Source organism: Desulfobacter curvatus DSM 3379 (assembly GCF_000373985.1).
Taxonomy (GTDB): Bacteria; Desulfobacterota; Desulfobacteria; order Desulfobacterales; family Desulfobacteraceae; genus Desulfobacter; species Desulfobacter curvatus.
The window spans coordinates 1-14738 of record NZ_KB892904.1; the positions used below are offsets into that span (position 1 = coordinate 1).

At 49.9% G+C, this 14738-nt stretch carries 9 protein-coding genes; 4 read left to right on the top strand and 5 right to left on the bottom strand.

What is annotated here, in order from left to right:
• The first annotated feature begins 375 nt into the window (after positions 1–375).
• Positions 376–1206 carry a DUF4405 domain-containing protein gene (locus B147_RS0101945; protein ID WP_033396721.1) on the top strand — a complete coding sequence of 277 codons (831 nt, stop codon included), beginning with the start codon at positions 376–378 and terminating at the stop codon, positions 1204–1206.
• A gap of 271 nt (positions 1207–1477) precedes the next feature.
• Positions 1478–3358 (top strand): TonB-dependent receptor plug domain-containing protein, encoded by a 1881-nt coding sequence (locus B147_RS27120; protein ID WP_020585579.1) that lies wholly within the window; start codon positions 1478–1480, stop codon positions 3356–3358.
• A 188-nt stretch (positions 3359–3546) separates the two neighbouring features.
• Here B147_RS27120 and B147_RS0101955 read toward each other — a convergent pair whose 3' ends face one another.
• The 3 genes from B147_RS0101955 to B147_RS0101965 form a co-directional block, all read right to left on the bottom strand.
• Positions 3547–5088, bottom strand: coding sequence for an SLC13 family permease (locus tag B147_RS0101955; protein WP_020585580.1), 1542 nt, complete (start codon positions 5086–5088; stop codon positions 3547–3549).
• A gap of 41 nt (positions 5089–5129) precedes the next feature.
• Entirely contained in the window at positions 5130–5972 is an 843-nt protein-coding gene (locus B147_RS0101960; protein ID WP_026259474.1) for an FRG domain-containing protein, read from the bottom strand.
• A 68-nt stretch (positions 5973–6040) separates the two neighbouring features.
• Positions 6041–6505: a 2-thiouracil desulfurase family protein gene (locus B147_RS0101965; protein WP_020585582.1), complete on the bottom strand. Its 465-nt coding sequence runs from the start codon at positions 6503–6505 to the stop codon at positions 6041–6043.
• Between the two features lie 281 nt (positions 6506–6786).
• Between B147_RS0101965 and B147_RS0101970 the strand changes: the two genes are divergently transcribed.
• On the top strand, positions 6787–8601 hold the full coding sequence (locus tag B147_RS0101970) for an acyl-CoA dehydrogenase family protein (RefSeq protein ID WP_020585583.1): 1815 nt from the start codon (positions 6787–6789) through the stop codon (positions 8599–8601).
• Positions 8602–8667: 66 nt separating this feature from the next.
• On the opposite strand, the gene B147_RS0101975 is transcribed toward B147_RS0101970, so the two are convergent.
• Entirely contained in the window at positions 8668–9996 is a 1329-nt protein-coding gene (locus B147_RS0101975) for an alpha/beta hydrolase (protein ID WP_020585584.1), read from the bottom strand.
• A gap of 390 nt (positions 9997–10386) precedes the next feature.
• Here B147_RS0101975 and B147_RS0101980 point away from each other — a divergent pair, with 390 nt between their 5' ends.
• Complete coding sequence (locus tag B147_RS0101980; RefSeq protein WP_020585585.1) at positions 10387–14283, top strand: hybrid sensor histidine kinase/response regulator; 3897 nt, start codon at positions 10387–10389, stop codon at positions 14281–14283.
• 182 nt (positions 14284–14465) lie between these two features.
• Here B147_RS0101980 and B147_RS30835 read toward each other — a convergent pair.
• Positions 14466–14738 (bottom strand): DUF6399 domain-containing protein (locus B147_RS30835; RefSeq protein WP_026259476.1); only part of this gene is annotated, 273 nt, incomplete at its 5' end.

Below are 14738 nucleotides of genomic sequence, written 5' to 3' on the forward strand. Positions count from 1 at the left end.
ACCGGGGTGAAACGATTAAAATATCGAGGTCTCCAAGCAGTAAGGTTCGCGGCAACCTTAAAAGCAGCAGGAATCAACCTCTTCAGGGCAACTATTGTCCAGAAGACGCTCAGCTATGCATAAAGGAGGCATAGGAGAGTCCTTTCGGGATGTATACACTGCTTTTTTGAATGTCAAAGAGCAATTTGGCGTATAAAATTGTTTTTTTAACAGATTTTGATCATATGATCAAAATAGTCTGCAAACTCAAAAACAGAAGTTTGATTTGGGCTCTGACTTTTTACAGGACCATCAAAGTTGACAAAAATAATTTTAATCGGTTAGAAAAAGCTAGGCACGGCGTATAGTATGAAGCACCAACTGGAGAAAAATGCTATGAAATTAAGAAAAATCACCTCGTTAACCATGTTTCTGTCTTTTCTGTTGCTTATCGTGACCAGCATTGTCCTCTATGTTGTTCCCGAAGGGCGGGTGTCCTACTGGTCTGACTGGCGCTTTATGGGTTTAACCAAAACCCTTTGGGGCGATGTTCATATCAACCTTGGTGTTCTGTTTCTCGTCTCAGGTCTTTTGCACCTGTACTACAACTGGAAACCCATGGTTGCCTATATGAAAAATAAAGCCAAACAGCTTAAAATTTTCACCCCGGATTTTAATGTGGCCCTTGCCCTCACGCTGATTTTCACGGTCGGAACCCTGCTTCATATCCCGCCCATGAGCACAATTCTTGATTTCAGTGCATCTTTCAAGGATGCCGGGGCTCAAAAATACGGAGAGCCTCCTTACGGACATGCGGAACTCTCCTCTTTGAAGATGTTTGCCCAACGCACCGGTCTTGATCTTGACGTGATCAAACAGCAGCTTCAAAAATCAGGTATGGTATTTGATGACGAATCCTCGACCCTGCTTGATATTGCCCGGGCAAACAACTGCACCCCCAAAGATGTATATGTGGCCATGCTGCCGCCTAAAGAGACAACCGATGCCGAAACGTTCCCTGACCAACCCTTCCCCGGCATTGGAAGAATGCGTTTAGAGGATCTATGTACCCAGTACAATCTGGATACGGAAAAAATCATCAACGGCCTTGGGGCTAAACAGATTAAGGCGGAGCCCGGCCAAACCATCAAGGAAATTGCCCAGGTAAAAGGTATGGAACCCCAGACACTGTTTGAAGTCATTCACGAGGTGGTCACCTCCTTGTAGAATAATACAATAATTCCTGAATATAAAAGGGGCAGAACCGGAAATCCGGTTCTGCCCCTTTTATATTCAGGGAATCTTTGCGTACCAAATATCTTACTTAATTAACAGTAAATTTTAAAACGGAACTCACCGCTGAAAGATATAGGTTAAAAAGTTCCAGATCAAAAACTTATCAGCACTTCTTGAAAATTACATTTAAGACTAACTTTTTTTATTGACAATGAAAATATCAGGCAATATAAACGCACTAAACAAATGAAAAGGAGAAAAAATGAAAACCAAAATGCAGATTATGGGATTATTTATTCTACTGTTCCCATTACCACTCTGGGCTGAAGTCAATATCAGTCCAACGGTGGTCACGGCAACCATATCGGAAAAAACCCTGGAAGAAGCACCCGGATCAGTTCAGGTTATAACAGCCCTGGAAATTGAAGAGATGGGGGCAACTTCCGTGGACGAAGCGTTGGAACAGGCCATGGGGCTCATGGTGTCCACGGACTCCGGCCGGGCCAAGGTTGCCAATATCAGAGGCACCGGAAATAAAAGAAGCCTGGTGCTCATTGACGGCAGGCGGCTGGCAGCCGGATACAAAGATTTTACCAGCACAGATCAGATACCGGCAAACATGATCCGGAGAATCGAAATCGTACGGGGACCCAGCTGCGCCATATACGGCAGTGATGCCATCGGCGGGGTGGTGAATATCATCACCAAGAAGGCACCGGATAAGGCGTCAGGCGGGGTGATCGCCCGGTACACAAGTCATCTGGACAAGGATTCTGACGGCGGTATGGGCGCGGCCTGGGTTGGCTCCAAGCTGGGAAAGACTTCTTTTATACTGTCGGGTTCCACCCAGGGCATTGGCGGCTGGAATGATGACGGAGACAGTCCTGATGATGGTGATGACAAGGATCTGAACTCAGCGGCAGGAAGGATCACCTATGCGCTGCCCCATGCATCAAACCTGAGCGCAGGATTTGAATACTTTGATCTGGAACGCAAAGGGGAACGGTATTACCAGGGCCAGAGCCGTGAACGAAATGCCGAAGACCAGCGGCTCAATTATTTTATCCAGTACGACAATCAGATCACCCGGGAGGGAAATCTATTGGTCCGGGCTTACCGCTCCGAGCATGAAAATAAAATGCAATTTTCGCCCACAGCGCCCGTCACCAGCGAAGAGGATGCCGAACGTTGGCTAAACCAGATAGAAGCGAGGTATACCGGCCCGATTATGGGCACCCATCTTCTGTCCGTTGGTGGCGAGTTCCGGCAGGAAGGGCGCGAAGACAGCACCGATTCCGATAATGATCTGGATAATACCAGTATTTTCATCCAGGATGAGTTTGAGATTTTCTCATCCTTGTATATTACAGCTGGCCTGCGCTATGACGATCATTCCGAATTCGGGAGCCAGTTTTCTCCCAAGGCGTCTCTGGTCTACGGCATTCTTGACGCACTCAGGCTCAAAGCATCCATTGGCACAGGATTTAGAGCCCCCTCCATTTCAGAACTGTTTGTGACCTCCTACCGTAACAAAGCAAAATATGTGTACAATCCCAACCCGGATCTGGAACCCGAAGAGTCCCTCTCCTATGAAATCGGTTTTGAAGGGGGCAAAGGCCCTTTTTCAGGAGGGATCACTGCGTTTAGAAATGATATCGACAATCTGATTGACACCCAGTTCATTGGCTCCACGGGTTCTGGAAAGAATAAAATAACCTATTACCAATACCGGAATATTGCCGAAGCCAGAACCCAGGGGATTGAAGCCCGGGTGGATATGAAACTTCCCTGGCATTTGAGCACCGGGGCCGGCGTCACCTGGCTGGACACGGAAAACAAAAAGACCGGAGAAGAGCTGGACGGGAGCCCGGATATAAAGGGCATTTTCAAGCTGGCTTATTATCACCCTGATTATAAATTTCGTGCAGCTACCCGCATCAACTATATCGGCGACCAACATGAATTAACTGGCGAAGACAAAAGCGGATATGTCACTGTGAATCTTTACCTTGCAAAGGATCTCTCAAACCAGATCCGGGTTTTCGCCGGCATTGATAATCTTTTGAATGAAAAAAAAGCATATGACGGCGTGACCTATATAGAACCGGCCAATGCTTATGCCGGACTCAGCATCCAATTTTAGCTCGGGCATTAGTTTAGGTAATGAGATGGTCAAATCGGGAAAGACACCATCCCAAAGCCCATAATTCCATCCGAAAACTCGACAGTTTATAGTTGCAACTTCACCCGCTTTCCCAATGAACCTTTGCCGGCGCGTTGAACTAACGCATAGCATCGCAGGTAGGCAACATTGCACTGAAAACCGGCTATTTAACCCGGTTTTAAGGCCCAGTCAGGAACCATGGACAAATCAATCCCCCACAACAGCGGTATAAGATAAACAACAAATATTGTAATCAAAATGGCGCCCAGAATATTAAGCCACAAACCAGCCTTTGCCATCTGCCGGATAGAGACACACCCGCTGCCGAATATCACAGCATTGGGCGGGGTAGCCACCGGCAACATAAAGGCAAAGGAGGCTGCCACACAGGCACCGATAATCGTGGCAAAGGGGTGTACGCCCATGGCAATGGCGGCACTGCCCATGATGGGCACAAGCAGGGTGGCCGTGGCCGTGTTTGATGTGATTTCCGTAAGAAAAATGGTGATCAATACCACCGCCCCCACAAACACCAAAAGACTGGTTCCCTCAAGGGCACCCAACTGGCCGGCAATATAAGTGGCCAGTTCGGTCCGGGTAAATCCGTTGGCAATGGCAAGCCCGCCACCAAAAAGCAAAATCACATCCCAGGGAATTTTAACGGCGGTTTGCCAGTCAAGAAGAAACGTCCTTTTTTTAAAGTCCACAGGAATGCAAAAGAGGAAAAGCGCACCCATGATACCGATGGTCGCATCACTTATATAACTGAAATGGGGCATGATCGTATGAATAAACGCCGCCTTGGCCAAAAAGCCCCGGGAGAGCCAAAACACTGCCATAACGCATCCCACGGCTACAATCTTTTTTTCAGCACCTGACATGGGGCCAAGCTTTTTGATCTCGGCATCAATGATGGCCGCCCCCCCGGAAAGTTCCAGATCTCCCATGGGAAAAAGCAATTTTGTCAGAAGAAACCAGGCCAGCCCCAAGGTTATCACGGAAAGGGGCACGCCGAAAAGCATCCACTGGCCGAATCCGATTTCAACCCCGAACATTTTTTCAACCATACCGGCCATAACCGTGTTGGGCGGGGTACCAATAATGGTGGCCACACCGCCTACGGATGCAGCATAAGCGATGCCCAGCATCAGACTGCGGCCGAAATTGAACTCAGGGCTGTCCGCCACACACACATATCTCAAATCATCAGAGGTCAACCCTGTAACCTGGTTGATCACCGCAAGGCCGATGGGCACCATCATCATGGCCGTAGCCGTGTTGGATACCCACATGGACAAAAAGGCCGTAGCAACCATAAACCCCATGATCATCCGGGAGGGACTGACGCCTACGGCTCTGATGGTATACAGGGCCACCCGGCGGTGAAGGTTCCATCTTTCCATGGTCACGGCCAGGAAAAATCCACCCATGAACAGATAGATCAGATGATTGGCATAGGGGGCCGTGGCCATTGCGGATTTCATAACACCTAAAAGGGGAAAAAGGGCAATGGGCAGAAGGCTTGTGGCAGGGATGGGAATGGCTTCGGTAATCCACCAGACCGCCATGAGTACAGTCACGGCCGCCACATGCCAGGCTTCGGGATTCATTCCGTGGGGAACCGGAATCAAAAGCATTAAAATAAAAATAACCGGGCCCAGGAAAAGTCCAATCTTCCTGCCCTTTCCATCATCCACCTGTGCGTTCATAACCTTACCCTTATCTTATGATAATTGTTCAAAAACAAGGATCAGGTTTTAGGACTGTAATGACGCTTTAACCAAGACCCCAGCCCGTCAAGGCCGGGAAACAGCACCCGCTCCGTGATATTGCACAGATCCAGCTTATCCCGGCATTCCCACTTAAGGCCTGCCGGAATAATGATGCGCTGAAAAAAATCGGAATGAAGATTCAGCCAGTCATCAATCACGCGGCAGGGATTGGGCATGACAGAAAAGAGAGCATACTGGTTCACGATGCGCTCGTCAATGGATGGCGGCTCAAAAAAAAGCAGGAATTCCTCGGGCCGCCCCAGGGCATCAAACTGGGTTAAGGTTTCAACATACTGATGAAAGGTTTTTTCCCCGGCGTGGCAATCCGGCATCTCCTGGCCGATACTGGTGAGCAGTTCAACGGTAAACGCCTGGGCGCCTTCTGCGGCCAGTTGTCCTTTAAGTTCCGGCGGCAGCCGATCGTGGATCTGTTCATAATTTACCCGCCAGATCACCCCGTCCAGGTCAAACCGCTCAAGGTTGGCCAGGGCAAAATGAAGGGCAATATAGGGTGAATAGGTCCAGTCCATGAGGCGGGTGGGCAGTCCGTGGTGCTGGGCCACAGCCAGAAGGTGCCAGAAAGAATCGGGGTCTTCGCGCCCCTGGGCCCGGGAATATTTACGGAAATTCCGCAGCAGATGTTTTTCAAGGGACCAGAACGGTCCGCCCAGGCGCATCAAAGAAGTTTCAAGGCGGTAGGATGCATCGGACAACCCCCGGTAAACAAAAGGAGGCCGGTACCTTTGGATGGTATCATTCCAGGCCCCTTTGAACAATTCCTCCTGGAGCATGCCCCAGGAATCGACTATGATGTCCGGCATAAAAATTTCTCCCCTGGCCAAGCCCGGTTTCTTTATTTTTTTTTAGGCCTTGGCCCACAGTATAAATATCATATTGGCTTAAACGGCAATTGGTCTATCTGGTCTTCACCAAACACCGTAATACCGTTCTGCCTTAAAAGGGCAGTTGTGACCCCCATACCGTCCACAAGAGACCGGTTGAAACTTCCGTCATAGATCCGGCAACTTCCGCAAGACGGACTTTTCTGTTTCAAAAGGGCCGTTTTGATGCCCCAGGCAATCGCTTTGTCCAAAGCAACCTGCGCGCCTTTGATAAAAAAATCGGTAACATCCATCTTTCGGGTCTTGACCCGGGCCGTTCCCGCCCAAACCCCCGGGCCGCCGCCGGGGGTGATCTCTGCCGGTGGCCGGGGCACAGGAAGGCCGCCGTCCATTTCCGGACAAACCGGGACCAGCAACCCGTTGGCCTGCCACAGGTTTATGAATGAGCATTCAAAGGGACAGGACCTGCCGTCATAACGCACCGGCTGTCCCAGAAGACAAGCTGAAATCATTATTTTTTCCATGGTGGAACTATATATCAACATTGCCTTGGTTTGTAAAAATTTCTTGACTAAGGAACAAAATTAATGCAATGAATGACAATTCATTTTGGAGAACCACTGCCCCCCAAAATAAATCAAAACGCCCCATTTATTTATAAAGCATTGTAATCAAAATGTGATCAATATAAAATACATATACGGGGAATAATACGAACGCAGAATATGAATAAAATATTATAATGAAGGTTTATTCATTACGATTCCATACGAATCCCAAGTGAGGAGGGCACATGGCACAGGTAATTTCCGACCAGCGGGACATTGAATTTGTTGTTCACGAGATCCTTCAGGCGCAGACCCTTGCAGAACTGAATGACAATTATGCCGACTTTAACAAAAAAACCATTGATATGGTTATTAAAGAGGCAAAAAATCTGGCGCTTAAAGAGCTTCTGCCCATAAACAAAGAAGGGGATGAGATAGGCTGCACGCTTGAAAACGGCAAGGTCACCACGCCACCGTCTTTTAAGCGTGTATTTGATCTGTTTAATGAAGGAGAATGGTTGGCCCCCACTGAAAATCCCCAATGGGGCGGCCAGGGCATGCCCTTTACTGTTGCAGCGGCAGCCGCTGAATATTTCAACGCAGCCAACTACCCCTTCATGATGTACTGCAGCCTAACCCAGGGAGCAGGCCACCTTATTGAGGAATTTGGAACCCAGGAACTGAAAAACACCTATCTTAAAAACATGTACACCGGCAAATGGACCGGCACCATGCTGCTCACCGAACCGGAGGCAGGTTCCGATGTCGGCGCACTGACCACAAAGGCGGTCCCTAACGGTGACGGTACTTATAACATTGTGGGTGAAAAGATTTTTATCTCGGGCGGTGAACATGATCTGACAGAAAATATCATCCATCCTGTGCTGGCCCGCATTGAAGGCGCCCCTGCCGGTACCAAGGGCATCTCCTTATTTCTGGTCCCGAAATACAGAGTGAAAAAAGACGGCTCTTTGGGCGAATTCAACGATGTCATCTGCACCGGCATTGAGCATAAAATGGGCATCCACGGCAACGCCACCTGCTCCTTGTCCCTGGGCAGCAAAGGCAACTGCATCGGCACTCTTTTGGGCGAAGAAAACAAAGGCATGAAAGCCATGTTCCTGTTGATGAATGCAGCCCGATTACTCGTAGGGGTCCAGGGGTTTGCCTGTGCCGGCGCCGCCTATATGTATGCACTGGACTATGCCAGAAACCGTATCCAGGGCCGGGATCTGACGGAAATCAGGAACCCTGAAGCCCAGGCCGTCCCCATCTTCCGCCATCCTGATGTGCGGCGCCAGCTCATGATGATGAAAACCAATGTGGAAGCCATGCGGACCTTGATCTACTATGCCCATTATTGCATTGACATGTCCAAATATGCGGCAACCGAAGAAGAAAAAGCCAAATACCATGGGTTTGTTGAAATACTCACCCCCATTGCCAAAGGGTATGTCACAGACCGGGCCTTTGAGGTCTGCTCCCAGGGCATGCAGGTATACGGCGGTTACGGATTTATCGAAGAGTACCCCATGGCCCAGTTGCTGCGGGACGTCAGAATCACCCTGATCTACGAAGGGACCAACGGCATCCAGGCCATGGACCTTCTAGGCCGAAAACTCGGTATGAACAAAGGCAAACCCGTCATGGACCTGTTCGGCGAAATGCAGGCCACCATTGCCCTGGCCAAGGATATACCGGCACTTGAAAAATCAGCGGCCAAGGTCGAAGAGGTGGTAAACAAATTAGGTGAAGTGGCCATTCACATGGGCACCACCGCCATGAGCCCCAAAGTGCTTGTCGCCTTTGCCAATGCCCATCCGTTCCAGGATGCCACCGGTGACACCATTTTTGCCTGGATGCTGCTGTGGCGCGCCGTGACCGCTGCCCAAAAACTTGAAAAGGCAAAGAAAAAAGATATCCCCTTCTACCAGGGCGTTATCAAAAGTCTTGAGTTTTATGCCCAAACCGTACTGCCCGTCACCTTGGGCCGGTTTGCCGCCCTGCTTAACACATGCGCCGTGGCTGTGGAAATTGAAGACAACATGTTTCCCAGCTGATCAGACCGTTTTTAACAAACCGCATATCATCTTAAAAAGGCTGCCTACTTTCACTTAGGCAGCCTTTTATTGATCATCCAAAGATTTTTGAAGATCGCAGGTTTCATCGGCAAGGCAGATCATGGCTCTTTCCAGTCTCGAATAATCCGGGTTAAAGGTTCCTCTTCTCCAGTAATCGTAATCCAGTTCTTTTTTGGCCGCGTTTGAGGCAATATCCTTTTCCCCGAAAATGGTTTTGGCTGAGCCTTGCTGGCATTTATTAAAATCTTCCATGTCCGGTGGGGTGTCATAGGCTTTGCAGTGGTGATACCTGCCGTTGACGCCGTAATGTTCATCTGCCGGGCTCATGGATAGGGCTGTATGGGCGTAGTTGGCGAACCGATATGCTGTTCCCTGGAACTCCCGGTCCACCGGACCCAGCTTGACTTCTTTGATATCCCCACAGGGCGGAGCAATGTTTCGCTCGGCATGACGGGATGCATACCAGATCAGGCCCCGGCGCCGGGCAGTCACCCGGTCACAAAAAAACTGCCGGGCTGCATCGGCGTCTATGGTGTCATCGTCAGCACTGACCGCCATGAGTACAGGCACGTTAATGAGGCTTTTGCTTTTCATGATGTTCTTGGTGAGCAGGTAAAATTCGGCGCCGGCATTGACGGAAAATGATTCATACCGCGCCGCGTCTCTTTCTTCAAATGTGTCGAGCCAGTCCTTTACCCAGCGCAGGTAAGGGCTAAGAAAGGCCGCCTCTGACTTGGCCTTAACAGCTGTGGAGATCAGGATAAGTCCTTTGATTTTACAACTTTTGGGATTGTCCAGCAGATGTCGCACGGCAAGGGCCGTGCCGGTGGAGAATCCCACCAGGTAAAGATCGGAAATCGTCTCCATATTTTCAAAGCTGCGGACCCCATAGTCGGTAATGGCCATCCAGTCTGTATGCCGCATGTTCAGGGAGTCTCCGGCAACCGTACCGTGACCGGGCAGCAGCACGGCCCGAATGGTGCCGTTGGGATAGGCCTGATGCAGGGAGTCGGCAATACTGTGCATCAGGTAGGGGGAGTCGGTGAGCCCATGAATAAGGAGAAACCCCTTACCCTTGCCGGGCCCAGTGCTGCCCTTTTCCGGGAGGCGTTCAAACGGCCCCCGCATTTGTGCTGCCTGGGCAGCCGAATATTTACCAAGATAGGGACTGTCCCCGCTGCTGAACCGCAGATCGCCCAGGATGTGTTCAATATTTTTTCTGCTTTCCTGAACATATTGACTGAAGGGATAATCCGGATCGGTAGGAACGCCGGCCGGACTGCCGGTTTTTTTCAAAAAAGAAGGGGTCGGACCGCAGGAAGCAAGGAAAAATAAAAGAAGAAGAAAAAACCCGTTGATCTTAAATCTGAACATGTTGGTTCTCCTTTGAGTGATAAAGGTTTCATCCGGCTGAATCATGGCCGAGTTGTCAGCCGACCGGAGAGTGGTGTGGTGAGTTCCCCCCATCGTTGAAGAGATGATAATGATTTCAACTTCAAGGCATTAAGGTTACCCGGGTAGTATTCTACCGCAAAACCCCGGACCAGAGGATTACATGGTTCTGGCAATGCCTGTCATTTTATGATAGCCTCGACGATCAGGCAACCCCGGACATGGTTCCTGTCCTGTATCAGTTCAACTGCCCGGGGTGTCCGAAAAACCGGGTTGCAGCAGGTTTTTTATAAAAACTCGCTGTAACCCAAAGAGATGTTTCAATATTCGTTGTGGGCCGAAGTAGGGGTATCGATAGACCAAGGACGGCCCGTGTACGTTATAGCTGAACAAACAAAAGAAAAGAGATCCATGATAACGGCATGCTTCAGGGAACAGTGGCGTAAAAAGGGGACACATCTTTTCCATGGACGACCAGGCCGCCCGGGTTTGTTTCTGATCCCGATCCTAATTCCGGTTCTGCTTTTCTGCAGCCCCGCCGTATCACCGGCCTTCAAGGCCATGTTCTCCCATCCCTTTGATACAGGGTCTTATAATTGCGGCATTACCCAGGACCGTGACGGGTTTATCTGGGTGGGTACCCCCGAAGGAATCGTCCGGTGGGACGGGTATGAGATGAAGCGGTTCGTATCCGGTCCGGATTCCCTGAACAACGACATTTCGCCCTGTGTGTTTGCCGACAGTTCCGGCCTGAGGATCTGGGTGGCCACCATGGGAGGCGGATTAAATTGTTACGACAAACGGTTGAATAAATTTATCTATTTCCGACATGATCCCGGCAATCCGACCAGCATCAGTTCTGACTTTTTCAACTGGGCCCCCAGAACCATTGCCGAAGACCGGGACGGAAAAATCTGGGTGGGAACCCAGGACGGTCTGAATCGTTACGACCCCTCTCAAAACACCTTTGTCCGTTATCTTCCCGAACCGGAAAACCCTAACAGCCTGAGCCACGGAAATATTTTCACGGTCTTTGTGGACCGGGAGAACAGGGTCTGGGCCGGGACTAAAGCCGGGGGGCTGAATCGCCTGGATAAACAAACAGGTCATGTTACCCAAATTTCCCTGGAGAGCGTTGAACGGCAATCCCCGAACGACTCAGAACGTTACTGCACCGGGTGCATCAACAGTATCATCCAGGGGCCAAAGGGATTTATCTGGATCGGCACCGCCGGAGCCGGACTCTTTCGTATAGATCCCCAGACCCTTGAGACCCGGCAATTTACCCATGCCCCCCATAAAGCGCAGGGCTTGGCCGACAATTATGTCTACGCGCTCATGTCCGACGGAAAGGGCAATATTTGGATTTCCCACTCCTATACTGCCCCGGTTGGGCTGGAAATTTTTAACACCGACGCTGAGACCTTCACATCCCTGGGCCATGATCCGGATAATCCCCTGAGCCCCAGGGGCAACAAAATCATGGACCTTTTCACGGACCGCCAGGGAATTGTCTGGACAGTGGAAAATACAGGCCCTGTGGATGCCTGGGACAGCTTTGCCCACCAATTTTCAGTTTACCGCCACAATGCCGGGGACGGCACAAGCCTGGCATCCAACTCAGTGATCACGCTCTTTCAGGACAGCCGGAACACCATCTGGGTTGCCGGCGGCAGCCAGGGCGGCCTTTCCCGTTTCAATCCAGAGACAGATGACTTTTCCAGGGCAGGCCCCATTGCACAAAAAATCCCGGCCCTTTCTTCGGTATATTCGATGTGCGAGGACAATGCCGGCCGGTTCTGGGTGGGATCGGGTGACGGCTCCTTGAATATATACAACCGGGAGAACCAAACCCTGGAAGCGACCTACCAGAATCCTCTGGCCGACAAGGCACCGCCCAGAAGCCTTATTCAGGATAGTCTCAATCCGGACCTGCTCTGGTTCGGCACCCAGGAGAACGGGCTTTTCCGATTCAATAAGAAGACAGGCAGGTTCAGGCAGTTTGTTCACGACCGTGCCGATCCCCAAAGTTTGAGTAACAAAGTGGCATTTAACCTGGTTGAGGACCGGGAGGGGACCCTTTGGATTTGCACTAAACTCGGTCTGAACAGCTATAACCCTGCCACAGAAACCTTTCACCGGTTTATAAAAGGAAAAACCGGCCTTCGGGGAAACAACATCAATGACTGCCATGAGGATGCAAAAGGCTGCTTCTGGGTGAGTACCGAGGATGGGGGATTGCATCTCTTCGATAAAAAAAATGGGATGTTCACGCCGGTAACAGCGGTACAGGGTCTGCCCGCCAGAGCCATACGGGCCATTCAGGAAGATGACAGGGGACGGCTCTGGCTGAGTTCTGATAAGGGGCTATATGTCTTTGACACCAAAGCGTGGAAGGTTCTGGACCATTACTCGGCAAAAGACGGACTCCAGGGAGACCGGTTCAGTGTCTTTGCCACCAGTGCGCTGAAAAGCCGGGAGGGAGAATTCTGGTTTTCCGGCCTTTCAGGGGTGAATCGCTTCCATCCGGACAGAATCAGAAAAAATCCCTATATCCCGCCGGTGCGGCTGATTGCCCTTGAACAGGGAGGGCACCCCCTTAACATCGGAATAGCTCCTGAAATTATTGAAAATATCCATCTGCCCTGGCAGAAAAATTTTTTTGAATTTGAATTTTCAGTCCTGAATTTTACCCGTCCCGTGAACAATGAATCTGCCTATTTTCTTGAAGGATTTGAAACCCAAAAGGACCGGACCTTAAACCGGCGATACGGCAAGTACACCAACCTGCCCGGGGGCACCTATACCTTGCACCTGTTGGGCAGCAACAACAATGGGGTATGGAACAAAAAGGGCAAGGCCATCAAAATCCAGGTGGACAAACCGCCCTGGGAACGAACCTGGGCCTATCCAGCCTACGCTATTGCCTGCATCGGGATCTGGCTTTGGGGCCGGCGGCTTGCCCATAAGGGGGTGGAAAAAAAAATAAAGGTCCAGGCGGAAGAGTTGGAAAAAGAAAAGCAGGTCACCGAGCAGCTCCGCGCCATTGACAAGATGAAATCCGAATTGCTCAAAAAGCAGGACCAGGTGGAAAACGAGCTTGTCAAAAACAAACAAAAACTTGAAGAGATGGTTAAGGATCGGACCCTGGCACTCAATGCGGCAAAGGATAAAGCAGAGGCTGCAAGCCAGGCCAAGGGCGAGTTTCTGGCCAATATGAGTCATGAGATCCGAACCCCTTTGAACCTGGTCATCGGATTCTCCGATATCATTTATAAAGAGATCCAGGATGACGCCATTAAAGAGTATGTGGCCACCATTCGCTCTGCCGGAAATTCACTTCTGGCCATGCTCAACGATATCCTTGATCTGTCAAAGGCTGAATCCGGGAGCTTTCCTCTGAACTATGGCACCTTTAATCTTGAAGGACTGCTTAAGGAACTCAACCAAATTTACGCGAACACAGCCCAGATCAAGGGAATTAAATTCCACATGGAGGTGGGAAAAGAGGTCCCCCCCAGCATCGTCCTGGACAGAGTAAGGCTCAGGCAGGTTCTGATGAATATAACGGGAAATGCCATTAAATTCACCTCATCCGGCTTTGTTAAACTCACGGCCGGGTATCGGCACCTTGAAAAAGGGTCCGGGTTTTCAGAGCTTTTCTTTATCATTCAAGACAGCGGTATCGGCATTGCCCCCGACCAGAGGGAACGGATATTTGAAAGGTTCAGCCAGCAAAAGGGCCAGAACTTTTATACCTACGGCGGAACCGGCATTGGGCTTTCCATATCCAAAAAAATAGTGAAGGCCATGGGCGGCACCATTGAGGTGGACTCAACCCCGGGAAAAGGCAGCCGCTTCCGGGTCTCCATTCCCAATGTCAAAAGCGGGACCAGGAAGCCTCCTTCCCTGCCCTGCGATGTGGTTACGGCACAAGCCGAAGAAAAAAAAATATTTAACCTCTTTCCCCCGCCCAAAGACGATACGCCCATGGCGCTTGATAGATTAGAGGAGTTGTTGACCCTGCTCAAGGAGGAGATGCTGGGCAGGTTGGAATACCTCAGTGAGGCCATGATCATTGGAAATGTCCAAGTCTTTGCCGAAGAGATCGTCGAACTGGGTCAAGTTTATGAATACGCCCCCTTGCGAATATGGGGGGAAGCGGTGTCCAAACAGGCCAAAACCTTTGATATGGTTTCCCTTCCTTGTACCTTGAAATGCTTTCCGAACCTCATTGACCAACTTTCCAGGCTTATTCAAACGAGATGACCTTTCCCATTGGCCGATTAATTATTCATCATGTTAATGGGACATACAATGATTGATAAAAATCCCCAAAAATAGTAAAAAAGCAAGGTACGCATATAAATTCAGCTTTTCTCATCAATTGGTTAAATATAAGGAGGAAGAATGGCAACAACCAATGATAATCTAAAAGAGGGGCTACCGGTTTAAGCCGGGACAGTTTGTAATTTCAAATAGTTATTTGGGACAGTATTTTTATACTGCCGTGGCAAAGGTAAATCATCCATTTTATGAACAATCCATTCAAAAAGATCTGGAAACTCTTTACCAAATAATCGATTCGCCGCAGTGGTACCGTCAAATCGTTTCAATGTAAAATTATGAATAATGGTTAATGCTTTTAGACGTTCGGGCAAAATTCCTCTTCCGCTATGATGGCGTTGAGAGAGATAGCCGTTTCGCCCTTCGACAGCCGAAGA